Here is a 17,764-nt window from a genome sequence, read left to right on the forward strand (position 1 = left end):
AGACGGTGCGCACGGCGCACCCTACGGTCTGATACCCGGGTGTAGGGTGCGCCGCGCGCACCGTTTCGTAGCCATGGCCATCAATGCCCCAGGTACACCTCGATCACCTTCGGGTTGCTCTGCACCGCCTCCATGCTGCCCTCGGCCAGCACCTTGCCCTGGTGCAGCACGGTGACGCGGTGGGCGATGCTTTTCACGAACTCCATGTCGTGCTCGATGACCAGCACCGAGCGGCCCTGGCTGATGCGGTTGAGCAGATCGGCCGTGGCCACTCGCTCGCTGACGCTCATGCCGGCCACTGGCTCGTCGAGCATCAGCAACTGCGGGTCCTGCATCAGCAGCATGCCGATCTCCAGCCACTGCTTCTGCCCATGCGAGAGCAGGTCGGCCTGACGGTGCAGGTGATCGCCGAGCATGATTTCCTGCGCCACCTGTTCGACCCGCTCGATCACCTCTTGCGTGCGCTTGAAGAACAGCGCGCCGAACACCTTGCGCCCGGCCGGGTAGGACATCTCCAGGTTCTCGAACACCGTCAGATTTTCGTAGATCGACGGATTCTGAAACTTGCGCCCGACACCTGCTCGCACGATGTCGAACTCGCGCATCTTGGTCAGCTCGCGTCCATCGAAATCGATACTGCCGGCGGTGGCGCGGGTCTTGCCGCAGATCAGGTCGAGCACCGTGGTCTTGCCGGCGCCGTTGGGGCCGATCACCACATGCACTTCGTTGCGGTCGACGTAGAGGTTGAGGTCGTTGACCGCCTTGAAGCCGTCGAAGGACACGGTCAGCCCCTCGATGGCCAGTACCGGCTTGGCGGCCTGGAAGCCTGCGGGGCTGTTCATGGCGTGGTCTCCAGTTCAGGGGTTGGGCGCTTGCTGGGAGCAACGGCAACGGGCTTTGGCGCAGCGGCCACCTGTGGCTTGCGCTGCAAGCGGGCCAGCCAACGCTTGCCGTGGCTGTCCCACAGCCCCGCCAGGCCATTGGGGAAGTACATGACCACGACGATGAACAGGCCGCCCATCAGGTACAGCCACAACTCGGGGAAGCTTTCGGAGAAGTAGGTCTTGCCGAAGTTGACCAGCAGCGCGCCATACACCGCGCCGAGCAGCGACAGGCGCCCGCCGACCGCGGCGAAGATGACCATTTCGATCGACGGTACGATGCCGACGAAGCTCGGCGACATGAAGCCCACCTGCAGGGTGAACATCGCCCCACCGATACCGGCGAACGCTGCGCCGACGCAGAACACGAAGATCTTGAAGCTGGCCACGTCGTAGCCGGAGAAGCGCACCCGCTCTTCCTTGTCGCGCATCGCCAGCAGCAGCCGGCCAAGCTTGGAGGCGACGATGAAACGCGCGATCAGAATGCAGCCAAGCAGCAGCACCGCACTGACGAAATAGAGGATCAGCTTGGCTTCGTCCGTGCGGATATCCCAGCCCTTGAGCGTGCGCAGGTCGGTAATACCGTTGACCCCACCCGTCAGGCCCTGCTGGCCGATGATCAGCACGGTGAGGATCAGCGCGATAGCCTGGGTGACGATGGAGAAATACACGTCGCCGACGCGGCGCTTGAACATCGCGATACCGATCACCAAAGCCAGCAACACCGGCACCGCCACCACCGCGATCAGGGTGAAGCTCAGGCTGTGGAAGGGTTCCCAGAACAACGGCAGTTCGGTGATCTGGTTCCAGTCCATGAAATCCGGGATACCCGGCGTGGACTGGATCTTGGTGCTCTCCGGGTCGGATGCCTCGAGCTTGAGGAACATCGCCATGCAGTAGCCGCCGAGGCCAAAGAAGATGCCCTGGCCCAGACTCAGGATGCCGCCATAGCCCCAGCACAGCACCAGGCCAACGGCGACGAAGGCGTAGGTCAGGTACTTGCCCACCATGTTCAGGCGGAAGGCATCCAGCGCCAGCGGAAACACCACCAGAATCAGCGCGGCGAGCAGCGCCAGGCCGATGGCGCCATGCTTGCCGCCGAGTAGGCTTTCGTATGCGTTTTTCATCAGTTAATCCCCCTGCATACAAAAAGTCGCGTTGAACCGTAGCGAGCACCGCGCGCCGCCGCAGATGGGGCGCACAGTAGGTTGAAAGTGACCGTTCATTTGCGCACCTTGGCCGAGAACAGCCCCTGCGGACGCAGCATCAGAATCAGCACCACGGCGGACAGGGTGAACACCTTGGCCATCGAACCGCTGGTGAAGAACTCAAGCAGCGATTGCGCCTGGGCGATGCTGAAGGCCGAGGCGATGGTGCCGAGCAAGCTGGACGCACCGCCGAACACCACCACCAGGAAGGTATCGACGATGTACAGCGAACCTGCTGTCGGCCCGGTCGAACCGATGGTGGTGAAGGCCGCGCCCGCAACGCCGGCGACGCCGCAGCCGAGGGCGAAGGTCATGCGGTCGACGCGCTTGGTGTTGATACCCACGGAGCGCGCCATCACCCGGTTCTGCATGGTCGCGCGCACCTGCAGCCCCCAGCGCGAGCGATAGATCATCAGAAACAGCAGCGCGGTGAGCAGCAGGGTCAGGCCCATGACGAACAGGCCGTTGCGCGGAATGTCGATGGCCTCGGTCGGGTTCCACGAACCCATCAGCCAGTCCGGCAGCGTGGCGCTGACTTCACGCGCGCCGAAGATCGAACGAAAGCCCTGCTGCATCACCAGGGACAGGCCCCAGGTGGCCAACAGAGTGTCCAGCGGACGCTGGTAGAGCTTGCTGATCATCGCCCACTCAACCAGCCAGCCAATGGCGCCGGCGATGAAGAACGAGAGGATGATCGCGAGGAAGAAGTAGTAAGGCCCGAAGGCCGGTGCGTAGCTGGACGTCAGCGAAGACACCACGAAGGTGGTGTAGGCGCCGATGGTGAGAAACTCGCCATGGGCCATGTTTATCACGCCCATCTGGCCGAAGATGATCGCCAGCCCCAGAGCCATCAGCAGCAGCACGCAGAACACGGACAAGCCGTTGAACCCCTGCATGGCTGCGATGGCGCCGAATTCCGATAGCCATTCCATGTCGATGGTCTCCAGAAGAAAAGAGAAAAGCCGGTAGGAGCCGGCTTGCCGGCGATTCATTGATCGCCAGAAAGCTGGCTCCTACGAGAGGGTGTTGCTTACTGGTAGCCTTCCGGGAAGGGGTTCGGCTCGATCAGGTCGGACTCGAATACCACCTTGAACTGACCGTCTTTCTGCACTTCACCGATGCGGGTCTTGCTCCACAGGTGATGGTTGTCGTGCACCTTGACGTAGCCTTCCGGCGCGGTGTCCAGCTCGATGCCCGGGGAAGCGGCGACGACCTTGTCGATGTCGAAGCTGCCGGCTTTCTCCACCGCAGCTTTCCACAGCCATGGGCCGAGGTAGGCAGCCTGGGTCACGTCACCGATCACCGCGTCCTTGCCGTACTTGGCCTTGAAGGCTTCGACGAAGGCGGCGTTGTTCGGGTTGTCCAGGCTTTGGAAGTACTTCATCGAGGCGTAGAAGCCAGCCATGTTCTCGCCGCCGATACCCAGCAGCTCGTCTTCGGTGACCGACAGGGTCAGCAGGGTCTGCTTGTCGGCGGTGACGCCAGCGGCCTTCATCTGCTTGTAGAAGGCGACGTTGGAGCCCCCGACCACGGCAGCGAAGACCACATCAGGCTTGCGCAGCTTGATCTTGTTGATCAGCGAGCCGAACTGGGTGTTGCCCAGCGGGTAGTACTCTTCACCGACCACCTTGCCGCCGAGCACGTTCTCGATGTGCTTGCGCGCGATCTTCATCGAGGTGCGCGGCCAGATGTAGTCAGAGCCCAGCAGATAGAAGGTCTTGGCGCCCTTCTCCTTGGCGACCCAGTCCAGGCCCGCGAGGATTTGCTGAGTCGCTTCCTGGCCGGTGTAGATGACGTTCTTCGACTGCTCCAGGCCTTCGTAGAAGGTCGGGTAGTAGAGCAGGCCGTTTTCCTTCTCGAACACCGGCAGCACCGCCTTGCGCGAAGCCGAGGTCCAGCAGCCGAACACGGTGGCGACCTTGTCACCAACCAGCAGTTTGCGCGCCTTCTCGGCGAAGGTCGGCCAGTCGGAAGCCCCATCTTCCTGAATGACCTTGATCTGCCGGCCGAGCACACCGCCACTGGCGTTGATCTGCTCGATGGCCAGGCGTTCGGCCTGGATCGAACCAGTTTCGGAAATGGCCATGGTGCCGGTGGCCGAATGCAGAATGCCGACCGTGACCTCGCTGTCGGTCACCGCCAGGCCGGTGGTGTTCACCTCGGCGCTGGCCACATGGCTGAACAGACTGCCGGCCAGCAGCGAGAGCGCTGCGGCCCCCACCGCCAGCCGGCGGGGAAGAAGTCGAATCGGTTGAGAGTCCATGGTCGTGCTCCTGTGCTGGTTATTCGTGCCGAACCACGCCGGCTTCGCAGCTAGGATGCGTTTGCCCCCACCGAGCGGGGTATACGCAGCATGACGTAAGGGCATACGTCATCTGACGTACAGCGCCCTGCTCCAGCCTGGTGCAAGCTGGGCGCAGAAAAACCAGGCAGACAGAAGCCCGCGCGCGCGGCAGAGGCCTCGCTGGGCCGGGGCATGGAAGTTGCTATTTCAACGTGCCGTAGGAGCCCGCTTGCGGGCGATTCGCCCCTTTCAGCCCTGCTGATCGCCGGCAAGCCGGCTCCTACAGGGACGCGCGACAGGGACGGTCTTACCCGATAACGCCAGCAGGACTTCGCCCGTGCAACCAACCGGCACCCAGCGCATCATCAAGATTCGCCGCGACTACAACGCCTGGGTCGCCGACGAGACCATGGAGGATTACGCCCTGCGCTTCACGCCCAGGTCGTTCCGCAAGTGGTCGGAGCTGCGCATCGCCAACACCGCGCTCGGCGCCGTGTCGTTCCTCGCCCTGGAAGCCATCGGCGGTGCACTGGCGCTGTCCTACGGTTTCACCAACACCCTGTGGGCAATCCTCGCGGTCAGCCTGGTGATCTTCCTGACCGGCCTGCCGATCAGCTACTACGCCGCCCGCTCCGGCCTGGACATGGACCTGCTGACCCGTGGTGCCGGCTTCGGCTACATCGGCTCGACCATCACCTCGCTGATCTACGCCAGCTTCACTTTCCTGTTCTTCGCCCTCGAAGCGGCGATCATGGCGCTGGCCCTGGAGCTGTACTTCAACATCCCGCTGGCCCTGGCTTATGTGATCTGTTCGATCATCATCATTCCGCTGGTGGCCTACGGCATCACCCTGATCAACCGCCTGCAGATGTGGACGCAGCCCGTGTGGCTGTTCCTGCTGGTGCTGCCCTACGTGTTCGTCATCGCCAAGAACCCCGAAGCACTATCGGACTGGACCAGCTTCGCCGGCCGCGAGGGCGACCCCGGCAGCTTCAACCTGCTGCACTTCGGCGCCGCCTGCACCGTCGCCCTGGCCCTGATCACACAGATCGGCGAGCAGGTCGACTACCTGCGTTTTTTGCCTGAGAAAACCCGCGCCAACCGCGTGCGCTGGTGGACCGCACTGCTGCTGGCCGGCCCCGGCTGGATCATCCCCGGCGCGCTGAAGATGCTCGCCGGCGCCTTCCTCGCCTTTCTCGCCCTGCAGCATGAAATCCCCATGGAGCGCGCCGCCGAGCCGACGCAGATGTACCTGGTGGCCTTCAACTACGTGTTCGCCTCGCCGCAATGGGCACTGGCGGCCATGGTGCTGTTCGTCATCGTCAGCCAGGTAAAAATCAATGTCACCAACGCCTACGCTGGCTCGCTGGCCTGGTCGAATTTCTTCGCGCGCATCACCCACAGCCACCCTGGCCGCGTGGTGTGGCTGGTGTTCAACGTGGCCATCGCGCTGATGCTGATGGAGTTGGGCGTGTTCGAGGCGATCGAGGAAGTGCTCGGCCTCTACGCCAATATCGCCATCGCCTGGATCGGCGCGCTGGTGGCCGACCTTGTGATCAACAAGCCGCTGGGCCTGTCGCCGAAGTACATCGAATTCAAGCGAGCACACCTCTACGACATCAACCCGGTGGGCGTCGGCGCCATGCTGATCGCCTCGCTGCTCTCGGTGCTCGCCCACGGCGGCCTGTTCGGCGCCCTGGCCCAGGCGGCATCCCCGGCCGTGGCGCTGGGTTCGGCATTTCTGCTGGCGCCGCTGCTGGCCTGGCTCACCGGCGGGCGCTACTACATCGCTCGCGAGCGTCAGCCGCACCTGCTCTACCCCTACACCGAAGCCGGGCAGGTGCAATGCTGCCTGTGCAACAACCGTTTCGAGGAGCCGGACACCGCGCACTGCCCCGCCTACGGCGCACCGATCTGCTCACTATGCTGCTCGCTCGACGCGCGCTGCGAGGATCGCTGCAAACCCAGAGCCCGCCTGAGTGATCAGCTCGACGACTTCATCGGCTGGCTGTTCCCGCGCGCGTCCATCCCGCGCCTGCACAGCCGCCTGGCGCAGTACCTGGGATTGCTGGGCCTGCTGGTGCTGATGCTGTTCGGCGCGTTGGCGCTGATCTACAGCCAGGTCTCGCTGGGCCTGCCGACGCAGGAGCCGGAAATGCGCCAGACGCTGTTCCAGGCCTTCCTCAAAGCCTTCCTCACCCTCTCGCTATTCGCCGCCATGCTCGCCTGGTGGCTGGTGCTGACCCGCGAAAGCCGGCGCGTGGCGCAAGAGGAATCGGACCGTCAGACCCTGCTGCTGATGCAGGAAATCGAAGCCCACCGCAAGACCGACGAAGCCCTGCAGCAGGCCAAGGAAGCCGCCGAATCGGCCAATGCGGCGAAGAGCCGCTACGTCACCGGGCTGTCCCACGAGCTGCGTACACCGCTCAACAGCATCCTCGGCTACACCCAGATACTGCAGCGCGACGCGGCCATGCCGATCCGGCACAAGGATGCCCTGGCGACCATCCTGCGCAGCGGCTCGCACCTGCTGTCGCTGATCGATGGCCTGCTCGACGTGGCCAAGATCGAAGCCGGCAAGCTGCACCTGGAACTGGCAGAAATTCCCTTCCCGGAATTCATCGACCAGCTAGAACGCATGTTCACCCCACAGGCAGCCGAGAAAGGCCTGCGCTTTCGCCTCGAATGCATCGGCCGCATGCCGGCAGTAGTGCGCGGCGACGAGAAGCGCGTGCGGCAGATCCTGATCAATCTGCTGGGCAATGCAGTGCGTTTCACCGAGCGCGGCGAGGTATGCCTGCGCGTCGGCTACATGCGCGAGACAGCCACCTTCGAAATCATCGACACCGGTATCGGCATCGCTGCGGAGCAGATCGAACGCATCTTCCAGCCCTTCGAACGCGGCGACCTGATGCGCCAGGACAACGGTGTCGGCCTCGGCCTGACCATCACCCGCATGCTCACCTCGTTGATGGGCGGCGAGCTCTCGGTGCACAGCGAACCCGGTCAGGGCACGCGCTTTCAGGTGCGCCTGTTCCTTTCCGAGGTGCGCGTACCGCAGGCGGTGGTGCACGTCGAACACGACATCACCGGCTACCAGGGCGAGCGCCGTCTGATTCTGGTGGTGGACGATCACCTCGAACATCGCCGCGTGCTCGCTGGCATGCTCGAGCCGCTGGGCTTCGAGGTGATTCAGGCCGCCAGCGGCCAGGAGGCAATTCGCCAGGTAGCGCTGCATAACCCGGCACTTATCCTGATGGACCTGTCCATGCCGCAGATGGACGGTTGGGAAACCAGTCGCCTGATCCGCCGTAACACGCAGTGCCGGGCGCCAATTATCGTTATCTCCGCCAACGCCTTCACCGACGACCGCGAACGCAGCATCGCCGCGGCCTGCGACGACTACCTGGCCAAACCGGTGTACACCCCACAGTTGCTCGAACGCATCCAGCATCAGCTCAGCCTGAGCTGGCTGCGCCGCACCCAGGAACAACCGCCGCGGCCCGCGGCCATGACATTGCCGGGCAGCGACGATCTGCAGGCACTGCGCGAACTGGGTGCCCTGGGCTACGTGCGCGGCATCCAGCAACGCCTGGACGACATCGACCAGCGTGACCCGGCCTGCGCCAGCTTCACCGCCACCTTGCGTCTGCTGGTGAAGAACTTCCAGCTCGACGAATTCAACCGCCAACTGAAGGAGGCCGAACATGAATGCGCCGTTCCCCCAGCCTGAGTCGTGCTCGCCCGCCAGCCTGTCGGCCGAGCGCGGCATCATCCTCATCGTCGACGACACGCCAGACAACCTCGCGCTGCTTTCCGACGCGCTCGACGATGCCGGCTACATGGTACTGGTGGCGCTGGACGGTGCCAGCGCGCTGGGGCGCATCCAGCGGCGCAGGCCAGACCTGATCCTGCTCGATGCGATGATGCCGGGGCTGGACGGTTTCGAGACCTGCAGGCGTATCAAGGCCGAGCCGAGCAGCGCCGATATCCCCGTGCTGTTCATGACCGCCCTGACCGACAGCGAGCACGTGGTGCAGGGCTTCGAAGCCGGCGGCATCGACTACGTGACCAAGCCGATCAACCCCGAGGAAGTGCTCGCCCGCGTCGCCTCGCACCTGCGCACCGCGCGCATACTCCAGGCCGCGCGTGCTGCATCGAAACCCGTCAGCCTCAGCCTCGACGACGCCCCGGCGCATGCCAAACTATCAGCGCGCTTCCAACTCACCGAGCGCGAGGTGCAGGTGCTGCGCTGGGTCGCCTGCGGCAAGACCAACCGCGATATCGGCGACATCCTCGGCCTCAGCCCGCGCACGGTGAACAAGCACCTCGAGCATGTCTACGTGAAGCTCGGCGTAGAAACCCGCACCGCCGCCGCCTCGGTGGCGCTGGCAGCGATGAGCGAACGGGGATGATCTCCGCGTAGGGCGGGTGCAACCCGCCATTGCCAAACCGGCGGGTTTCACCCGCCCTACAGGATAAGTGAACACCCGTAGGGTGCGCCGTGCGCACCTGGGCAAAGGCGCTGGTGCGCGCAGCACACCCTACGGATTGGCAATTTGGCTTAGAGTTGCAGCAATGCACCTGTCTTCGGAGCCGCCATGCCCCATCCCAATATCGTCATTCTCACCGGCGCCGGTATCTCCGCCGAGAGCGGCATCCGCACCTTCCGCGCCGCTGACGGCCTCTGGGAAGACCACCGCATCGAAGAAGTGGCCACACCAGAAGGCTTTGCCCGCGATCCGGCACTGGTACAGCGCTTCTATGACATGCGCCGCGCGCAGTTGCGCGATCCGGCCATCGCGCCGAATGCCGGGCACCTGGCCCTGGCGGAGCTGGAGGCTGCCTGGCAGGGCGAGTTTCTGCTGGTCACGCAGAACGTCGACAACCTGCACGAACGCGCCGGCTCCAAACGCCTGCTGCACATGCACGGTGAGTTGCAGTCGATGCTGTGCAGCAATAGCCAGCAGCGTTTTCCGCTGCTGGACGACATGCCGGTCAGCCAGGCGTGCGCCTGCTGCGGCCTGAAGGGCACGCTGCGGCCGGATATCGTCTGGTTCGGCGAGATGCCCTATCACATGGAGCGCATCTATGACGCGCTGGAGCAGTGCGAGCTGTTCGTCAGCATCGGCACCTCGGGCCATGTCTACCCGGCGGCGGGCTTCGTCGAACAGGCACGCCAGGCCGGAGCGCATACGCTGGAAATAAATCTGGAGCCGAGCCAGGGCCATTCGCTGTTCACCGAGAAACGCTATGGCCCGGCCACCGAGCAATTGCCCCGCTGGGTGGCGGAGCTGTTAGCCGGCTGAGAGAGAACGTAGCGCGGGTGAAACCCGCCAATACGCAAATGGCTGGCCGACAGCGCATTCCAACTCGTAGGAGCGGCTTCAGCCGCGAACAGCTTTCGCGGCTGAAGCGGAATGCCGCCCAACCGCTCCTACAAAGGGCCCAACGCCCGGCAGGACCCTCTAACCGGCAGCGTCCTGAACAGGCGCTACTGCCTCAGCCGGCACCTGCGGCTCCGGGCTGAACACCCCATTGCTCCAGGCGTAATACCCCACGCCCAGCACGAGCAACAGCGCGATGATCCAGGGCCACACCACCGGCTTGTTGGCATAGGGATCGCGCAGTGCGCGGTCGCTACCCTTGGGTATTGTCGCCATTTGCGTGAGCGCGGTGCCGAAGGGAATGCTGATGCGTGCCTGAGCATTCACCGCCCAGCCGTTACCATCGAGAATCGGCCCCAGACTGCGGCGGCGCAACTTGAACCAGGCCAGCAGCATGGCCGGCCCGGAGATGGCCAGCAGCACACAGATAAACAGCAATGGAACCTGCCACCAGACCAGCGACAGAATCCCCGTGACCACTGCCGCCAGCGCCGTGCCCAGGGCACCGACCGCCAGGCCGATGGCCGCGAAGATACCGGCAAATTTGGCGATATCGAATGCCGGGGTAGGCGTGGCGGCTGGCGCTGCACCGGTTTCACCGACCTTGGCGGCGGTCTTGCTGACCATGTCGGCGTCACGACTGGCTGCAAGCTTCTGCACCTGATCGGAAACCAGCTTGGAAATACGTCGATACGGCGACCAGAACGCCTCGCGAATACTGATCGCGTGCTGTACCACCTTGACCACCGTGGCATCCCAGTCGTTACCATCGCGGTCGTAGAACAGTCCGTGGCGCCCCGCCTGCAAATCACCCTCGCTGCCGGCAGTCACCGCCACCACGATATTCAGGCTTTCCTTGCCGCGCACCGGCTCACCGCGACGGGTGCAGGCGCAGTAGAGCAGGAAGCAATCACTGGCCGCTGCCACCTTGGCGTGGGCTTCGACATTCTCGACCTCCACCACCAACTCGCAGCTCTTGCCGTCGATATACAGAACCCCGGCCTGGAACACGGCCTTCTCGTGACGCGAATAGAACGTCTGGAAGGACACGAAATTGCGCAGCAGTGTGACCAGGCCATGACGCAGGCGAATCAGCTTGTCCAGCTCGACCAACCCGTCCGCCGCTTCGGCCACGGTCTTGTCCTCTTCCACCAGCGCCAGCAGGCGCGCTTCGGCACCCTGCTCCACCAGCTCGAGAATACGGCCGCGTTCGAGAACCTCGGCAATCGCCACCTTCGGCGTATCGGCGCGCCAGGCCAGGTAGTTGCCACACAATGCGACCAGATGCTGCCACTGCTCGCGCGACAGGCTGTCCTGCTCGCCATACACCGGCACCACCACACGTTGGCGGAATTCATCGATTGCGCCCTGCCACGCCGGGTTGAGCCCCTTGCTCAGCGGCAGCTCGTCACCATGCTGCACCGTTGCCAACGGCAAGCCCGCTACCTCGCCGGCATTTGCCAGCGACAGCGATGCCAGACGCACCAGCTCCTCTTCCTTGGCATTCATCAAGGCGGCGGCGCGCGGATCGAACTCGGCCATGGCCACGCGGGTGAAGTAATCGTCGATCTTGGCGCGCACGGCGCTCAGCGCTTCAACCGCCGCAACCGTGCCTTCACCGAATGCATCCAGCCCCTGTTCGGCAGCACGTGCGTGCCAGGCATGCAGTTGACGCGCCTGATCGAAGAAAGAGGTGATCTGCTCGGCGCCGATGGCGGGCTCGCCACTGCGATCGGTCTTTGCCCCCAGGCAGGCGATGATGTCGGTGATGGCGGCCTTGAGCTCGGCATCATCGGTCATGCTGGCCGGTACCAGGCCGTCGCCATTGGATTCGTGTGGCGGGAACAACTTCGCCAGATCCGCGGTGTCAGCCGGCGTCAGGCTCTCGGCATCGGACCGCCCGAGCACGCCCAGCAGGCGCCGCGCCGCCAGCCCCAGGCGTGTGCCTACGGCGTCGTCGGTGAGCGACGACAACTGCAGCGGTCCCTCCTGGAACAGCACGGCCGGATCACGCAGGCGTGCCAGCGTCCAATCCACCACATCGAGAATTTCCGGAGCACGGATACGACCGTCCTTGTTCAGGTCAATGTATTGCAGCATGCGCCGGTCCAGCTCCAGGTTGTTCACCGGGCAGGCCAGGCTGGCCCAGAGTTTCTGGTCCAGGCCGCGCAGGGCGACGAGATCCGCCGGGGTTTCAAGTTGCACCTGATCGAAGCCACCGGCACGGAAGAAGCGCCAGCGATGCGCGAGAGCTTGGGTCATCGACAAAAGATCCTTTCTTTATGAGGGCGACTGCGCCACGAAGCCAGCGAGATCCGTCGCTGCGCATAGGCGCACGGACCATTCAACAGACTCCTACTTCCCGGGCGCCGTTCAACTCAGTGTAACCGAGGCAACGGACCCTGCGCTTATTGCGCCCCAACCGCCAGCGGCTGCGCCTCGGGCTGCTTGATCAGCGCATACAGCACGCCGGTGAGCAGGCTGCCGGCGACGATGGCCAGCAGGTACAGCAGCGCATGGTTGATGGCGTTGGGAATCAGCAGCACGAACAGCCCGCCGTGCGGCGCCATCAGCTTGCAGCCGAAGTACATCGACAGTGCGCCGGTCAGCGCACCACCGGCAATGCTGGCCGGGATCACCCTCAGCGGGTCCTTCGCGGCGAACGGAATCGCTCCCTCGGAGATGAAGCACAGCCCCAGCACCCCGGCCGCCTTGCCGGCCTGGCGCTCGCTCTGGGCGAACTTGCGTCGTGCCAGCACAGTGGCGATGGCCATGGCGATCGGCGGCACCATGCCGCCGGCCATGGTCGCAGCCATCGGCGCATAGCTGCTCGACGCCAACAGACCGACCGAGAAGGCATAGGCCGCCTTGTTGATCGGCCCGCCGAGATCCACGCACATCATGCCGCCGAGCAATGCGCCAAGCAGGATGGCATTGGTGCTGCCCATACTGTCGAGGAACTGGGTGAGCGACTGCAACACATCAGCCACAGGACTGCCGACGACGTAGATCATCACCAGGCCGGTGATCAGGCTGGCCAGCAGCGGGATGATCAGAATCGGCTTGAGCGCCTCCAGACTGTCCGGCAAGCGCACCCAGCGGGCAATGGCCTTGGCTGAATAGCCGGCGATGAAGCCAGCGACGATACCGCCGATAAAACCGGCGCCCAGCGAGCTGGCGAGCAACCCACCGATCATCCCTGGCGCCAGGCCAGGACGATCGGCGATGGAATAGGCGATGTAGCCGGCCAGCAGCGGCACCATCAGCTGGAACGCGGTCTCGCCGCCGATCTTCATCAGCGCAGCGGCCAGGGTGCCCTCCTCCTTGAACGCCTCGATACCGAAGACGAACGACAGGGCGATCAGCAAGCCGCCCGCCACCACCATCGGCAGCATGTAGGACACGCCGGTGAGCAGGTGCTTGTAAGGGCCAGATTTCTCGCTGCTGGCCGCATTGCCTTCGGCAGGCGCGGCCTCGCTCAATGGTCGCGCCTCGCTCAAGGCCTTTTCCAGCGTCTGCTGCGGCTGCTTTAGCGCCACCCCGGTGCCACAGCGGTAGACCTTCTTGCCGGCAAAGCGGCTGGTATCCACCTCGATATCGGTGGCCAGCAGCACGGCATCGGCAGCCGCGATGACGGCATCATCGAGCAGGTTGCGCGCACCGACCGAACCGCGGGTTTCCACCTGCAGGTCAAGGCCCATACGCAGCGCTGCCTGCTGTAGCGCTTCGGCAGCCATGAAGGTGTGCGCCACCCCGGTCGGGCAGGCGGTGACTGCGACTAGGCGGCGACGACCACTGGGCACCGCCTCGGTGCTGTCAGCATGAGGCTGGGCGCGCTCGGCGGCGTCCTGCAGGAAACGCTGCGGGTCGGCCAGCGCCTCGGCCGGGGTGGCCTGCAGCAAGCGTTTGCCGGCGAAGCGGCTCAGCGGCAGCTCACCGGTCTTGACCACCAATACCCAGTCGGCAGCGGCGATCTCGGCCGCGCTCAACGGCGAGCCAATCGCGCGTGCGTCATGCACCTCGACACGGGTTTGCCAGCCCAGCCGCTCGGCGGCGGCCTGCAGCAGGCGCGAACACAGCACGCTGGTAACCTGGCCATTGGGGCAGGCGGTGACGATCAGCACATTCATGGTGGGTGCCTCTTATTTTTCTAAAGGGTGCAATTGCACGGCCGCTTCGAAGCGGGCCAGTTGCTCGCGATCATGGATACCGAAGCCGATCTGAGTGACCGCTTGCGCCGCCACCGCCGTGGCCAGGCGCAACGTACGCTCGGCCGGCCAGCCTTCGAGCAGGCCGTGCAGGGTGGCCGCCAGCAGTGAGTCACCGGCACCGACCGTGCTGGCGACCTCGACACGCGGCGGTACGGCGCGCAGGGCGATGTCCGGGCCGTGCCAGTCGACACCGTCTGCGCCACGCGACAACAGCACGTGCTCGATACCCTGCGCACGCAGTGTCTGCACGGCGGCAGACAGGTCACTGCCGCACACGTCGGCCAGTTCTTCTTCGTTGGGTTTGATCAGCCAGGGGGCGGCGCCCAGGGCCGCTTGCAGGGCCGCGCCACTGCTATCGACCGCCAGCGGCACGCCGCTGGCCTTGATCCGCCGCAGCAGGCTGGCGAACCACTCAGGCGTCACGCCACGCGGCAGGCTGCCGGCCACCACCACGGCGTCATACCCGGCCAACAGCGGCTCCAGCTCGGCCTCAAGACGTTGCAGGTGCTCGGTCTCGACCTGTGGGCCGGGGCCGTTGAGATCGGTGATGCAACCATCGGCTTCAGCCAGCTTGATGTTGCTGCGCGTCTCGCCCGGCACACGGACGAACAGGTCGTGAAACCCGCGCTTGTGCATCAGGCTCTCGAACGGCGCGGCATTGGCGCGGCCGAGAAAGCCGCCGACGCTCAGGCTGTGTCCAAGGTCGGCCAGCACCTGGGCGACGTTCAGGCCCTTGCCGGCGGCGTGGCTGCGCAGCTCATGACAGCGGTTGATTGCGCCGGGCTGCAGGCGATCTAGGCGCAGGGTCAGGTCCAGCGCCGGGTTCAGGGTCAGGGTCAGAATTCGGGCCATCAGTGCATCTCCGCCACCAGCGCACGCACGGCGCTGGCACTGTCCAGGGTCAGGGCACGGTCAGCCAGGGTTCGCGCCTGGCGGCTGTCCAACTCGCGCACGCGCGCTTTGACCAGGGCAATCGAACGCGGTGTCACGCTCAGCTCGTCCACGCCCAGACCGACCAATAGCGGCACGGCCAGGCGGTCGCTGGCCAGCTCCCCACAGACACCGACCCACTTGCCTTGAGCATGGGCTGCGGTCACGGTCATCTCGATCAGGCGCAACACCGCCGGGTGCAGGCCGTCAGCCTGCGCCGATAGCTGCGGATGGCCACGGTCGATGGCCAGGCAGTACTGGGTCAGGTCATTGGTGCCGATGCTGAAGAAGTCCACCTCGCCCGCCAGCACCGGCGCCAGCAGCGCGGCCGAGGGCACTTCGATCATGATGCCGACCTGCAGGTCGCGCACGTCGATCTCTTCGCGCAGGCGCTGCACCATGTCGCGTGCCGCGCGCCACTCTTCCACCGACCCGACCATGGGGAACATGATGCGCAGCGGGCGGCCATCGGCCGAGGCGAGCAAGGCGCGCAGCTGGGTTTCCAGAATCTCGGGGCGCTGCAGGCTCAGGCGAATACCACGCACGCCGAGGAAGGGATTCTCCTCGGCCGGCATCGGCCAGTACGGTAGGGGTTTATCACCGCCGACATCCAGGGTGCGCACCACCAGCGGGCGACCGGCCAGCGCATCGAGTACGCGCCGGTACTCGCGCTCCTGCGCGGCGTGATCCGGCGCCTGGGCATGCTCCATGAACACCAGCTCTGTGCGCAGCAGGCCCACCGCTTCCGCACCCAACTCCACCGCATCGGCGGTTTCACCGCTGGCGCCGATATTGGCCGCCACTTCCACGCGCACGCCGTCCTGAGTCTGCGCGCCGTCAAAGCGGGCGGCATGCGCCTGCTCGCGACGCTGCTGTGCGGCCTCGCGCTCATTTAGCGCCTGGTCGCACTCTGCCGCATCCGGGGCGATGCGCAGCAGGCCGCTGTCGCCATCTAGCAGCAGCGGCGTGCCTTGCGCCAACGCCAGCACACCATCGCCGGCACCAACCACGGCGGGAATTCCCAGGGCACGAGCGATGATCGCACTGTGCGCGGTGGCGCCACCACGTGCAGTCAGGATGCCGGCGACACGCTGGCGGTCTAGACCAGCGACATCCGACGGTACGACTTCGGCCATCACCAATATGTAGGGTTCATTCGGCTCGCTGGGCAACTCGATACCGCACAGATGCGCCAGCACACGATTACCGATATCACGCAGATCCGCTGCGCGCTCGGCCAGCAGCGCATCATGCAGCGCTTCCTGACGCTTGGCCGCCGCCTCGACCTCGACCTGCCAGGCCGCTTCGGCGCTCGCGCCCTCAGCCAGGCGGGCGTCGACATCCTCGCGCAGCGCAGGGTCAGCGAGCATCGCCAGGTGGGCACTGAAGATTTCCCGAATGCTCGCCACGCCGGCGCCATCGACCAGGCGCTGGATCTGCGCAGAGACAGTCGCCAGAGCTGAATCCAGTCGCCCGCGTTCCTGCTCGACGCCCTGGCCCTGCTCGGCGAAATCAAAGATCGGCGGCGTGCGCACCAGCGCCGGGCCGATGGCGATGCCGGGCGAGGCACCGACCGCCAGCAAACGGCTTCCGGCGACAGGAGCAACGGCCTCGACTGGCTCCAGCTGCGCCGCCACTTCGGGCAGCGCTTCGCTCAACGGCTCGACCGTTTCCCCCAGACCACTTTCCAGTGCAGCGCGAATGGCAGGCAGCGCACTGTCGGCAATCGCCGGTTCGGCGCTGAATTCGAGCATCTGACCACGCCGCGCACCCAGCGCCAGCAGGCGGCTGAGGCTCTTGGCCGAGACCCCGGCGCCCGTGTCGCCGAGCAGGCGCACACGGATGTCACCGGCAAAACCCTGCGCCAGCTCGCTCAGCGCCTTGGCCGGTCGCGCATGCAGGCCATGGGCATTGAGCAGCGGCACGCTGAGGCTGGGCCAGTCCGGCGGCACTTCACCGCCCAACGCCTCGATCACCTGGCGGCTGTCGCTGGCTTCACTGAACGCCGCCGCGCGGCCACCGATCAGCACATCGCACAGACGCTCCAGCGCCTGACGATGCGCCTCGCCCTGGCTGGCCAGGCAGAACAGACCGCGCAACGCTTCGCCACGAAAAGTCAGCGCTTGCGCCGGGGTGACGAAGGCCAGCCCGGGCCGCTCGACGCTGGTCTCGCTGTGCAGCCACCACAGGCCATCGCCCAGCGGTAGCGGCTCGCCACGCGCCAGCCCGAGGGCAAAACCGCTGCGTGCGCAACCTGCCTTGCGCAGCAGGCGCGCCCCCTGCCAAAGCAATTCATCGAAGTCTTCAGCCGGCTGCGCCAGCGCCACCAGTTGGCCGTCCAGTGCCAGCGCCTGCGGTGCGCCCTGCAGCAGCTCGAGTATCTGCGCCGGCTCGCTGGCTTCACGCAGCGCCTGACTCAGATCGCCCTCGCCTAGGGCGCGGGTCAGCAGTTGCAGCAGGTGCAAGTGTTCGTCGGATTGGGCGGCAATGGCGATGGCCAGGTACACCTGCTGGCCGTTGCCCCAATCCACTCCAGCCGGAAACTGGATCAGGCTGACGCCGGTGCGCAGTACCTGATCGCGGGTCTGTGGCGTGCCATGGGGGATAGCGATGCCTTGGCCGAGGTAGGTCGAACCCTGCGCCTCGCGCGCCTGCAGGCCTTCGAGGTAAGCCGCAGTAGCCAGGCCGGCACTGGCCAGCGCATCGCCAAGCATGGCCAGGGCTTCGCCCTTGTCCGCCGCTGCCCGGCCCATCTGGATTTGGCTGGCATCGAGTTCGAGCATGGTGGTCTCCGACTTATTGTTTTGGCTAAGACTAGTCGATGAAACGAATTGCTGAAACGTTTCATCAAACGCTGGCACCT

At 65.2% G+C, this 17,764-nt stretch carries 11 protein-coding genes; 3 read left to right on the forward strand and 8 right to left on the reverse strand.

Going from position 1 to position 17,764, the window contains the following annotated elements; all coding sequences use genetic code 11:
* Positions 1–80: 80 nt before the first annotated feature.
* The 4 genes from urtD to urtA form a co-directional block, all read right to left on the reverse strand.
* Positions 81–842 carry an urea ABC transporter ATP-binding protein UrtD gene (urtD, locus tag CDO35_RS03260; protein WP_064494018.1) on the reverse strand — a complete coding sequence of 254 codons (762 nt, stop codon included), beginning with the start codon at positions 840–842 and terminating at the stop codon, positions 81–83.
* Entirely contained in the window at positions 839–2,008 is a 1,170-nt protein-coding gene (gene urtC / locus CDO35_RS03265) for an urea ABC transporter permease subunit UrtC (protein ID WP_099522549.1), read from the reverse strand. The genes urtD and urtC overlap by 4 nt, the downstream gene beginning before the upstream one ends.
* A gap of 95 nt (positions 2,009–2,103) precedes the next feature.
* Positions 2,104–3,021, reverse strand: a complete 918-nt coding sequence (gene urtB, locus CDO35_RS03270) for an urea ABC transporter permease subunit UrtB (RefSeq protein WP_021488012.1) — start codon at positions 3,019–3,021, stop codon at positions 2,104–2,106.
* 98 nt (positions 3,022–3,119) lie between these two features.
* Positions 3,120–4,352 carry an urea ABC transporter substrate-binding protein gene (urtA, locus tag CDO35_RS03275; protein ID WP_099522550.1) on the reverse strand — a complete coding sequence of 411 codons (1,233 nt, stop codon included), beginning with the start codon at positions 4,350–4,352 and terminating at the stop codon, positions 3,120–3,122.
* Between the two features lie 358 nt (positions 4,353–4,710).
* On the opposite strand from urtA, the gene CDO35_RS03280 reads away from it, so the two are divergent.
* From CDO35_RS03280 to cobB, 3 genes are all read left to right on the forward strand, one after another.
* Positions 4,711–8,106, forward strand: a complete 3,396-nt coding sequence (locus CDO35_RS03280) for an ATP-binding protein (RefSeq protein WP_099522551.1) — start codon at positions 4,711–4,713, stop codon at positions 8,104–8,106.
* Positions 8,081–8,788 (forward strand): response regulator, encoded by a 708-nt coding sequence (locus tag CDO35_RS03285; protein WP_099522552.1) that lies wholly within the window; start codon positions 8,081–8,083, stop codon positions 8,786–8,788. The genes CDO35_RS03280 and CDO35_RS03285 overlap by 26 nt, the downstream gene beginning before the upstream one ends.
* Positions 8,789–8,974: 186 nt before the next feature.
* A complete protein-coding gene (gene cobB / locus CDO35_RS03290) occupies positions 8,975–9,682 on the forward strand; it encodes a Sir2 family NAD+-dependent deacetylase (RefSeq protein WP_099522553.1) in 708 nt (235 codons plus the stop codon).
* 159 nt (positions 9,683–9,841) lie between these two features.
* Here cobB and CDO35_RS03295 read toward each other — a convergent pair whose 3' ends face one another.
* The 4 genes from CDO35_RS03295 to ptsP all read right to left on the reverse strand — a co-directional run bounded on the left by CDO35_RS03295 (position 9,842) and on the right by ptsP (position 17,684).
* Entirely contained in the window at positions 9,842–12,022 is a 2,181-nt protein-coding gene (locus CDO35_RS03295; protein ID WP_099522554.1) for a hypothetical protein, read from the reverse strand.
* A gap of 146 nt (positions 12,023–12,168) precedes the next feature.
* Positions 12,169–13,890 carry a fructose-specific PTS transporter subunit EIIC gene (locus tag CDO35_RS03300; protein ID WP_099522555.1) on the reverse strand — a complete coding sequence of 574 codons (1,722 nt, stop codon included), beginning with the start codon at positions 13,888–13,890 and terminating at the stop codon, positions 12,169–12,171.
* A gap of 12 nt (positions 13,891–13,902) precedes the next feature.
* Positions 13,903–14,823 (reverse strand): 1-phosphofructokinase, encoded by a 921-nt coding sequence (gene pfkB, locus CDO35_RS03305; protein ID WP_099522556.1) that lies wholly within the window; start codon positions 14,821–14,823, stop codon positions 13,903–13,905.
* Entirely contained in the window at positions 14,823–17,684 is a 2,862-nt protein-coding gene (ptsP, locus tag CDO35_RS03310) for a phosphoenolpyruvate--protein phosphotransferase (RefSeq protein WP_099522557.1), read from the reverse strand. The genes pfkB and ptsP overlap by 1 nt, the downstream gene beginning before the upstream one ends.
* Positions 17,685–17,764 lie beyond the last annotated feature (80 nt).

Source organism: Pseudomonas sediminis, from assembly GCF_002741105.1.
Classification (GTDB): domain Bacteria; phylum Pseudomonadota; class Gammaproteobacteria; order Pseudomonadales; family Pseudomonadaceae; genus Aquipseudomonas; species Aquipseudomonas sediminis.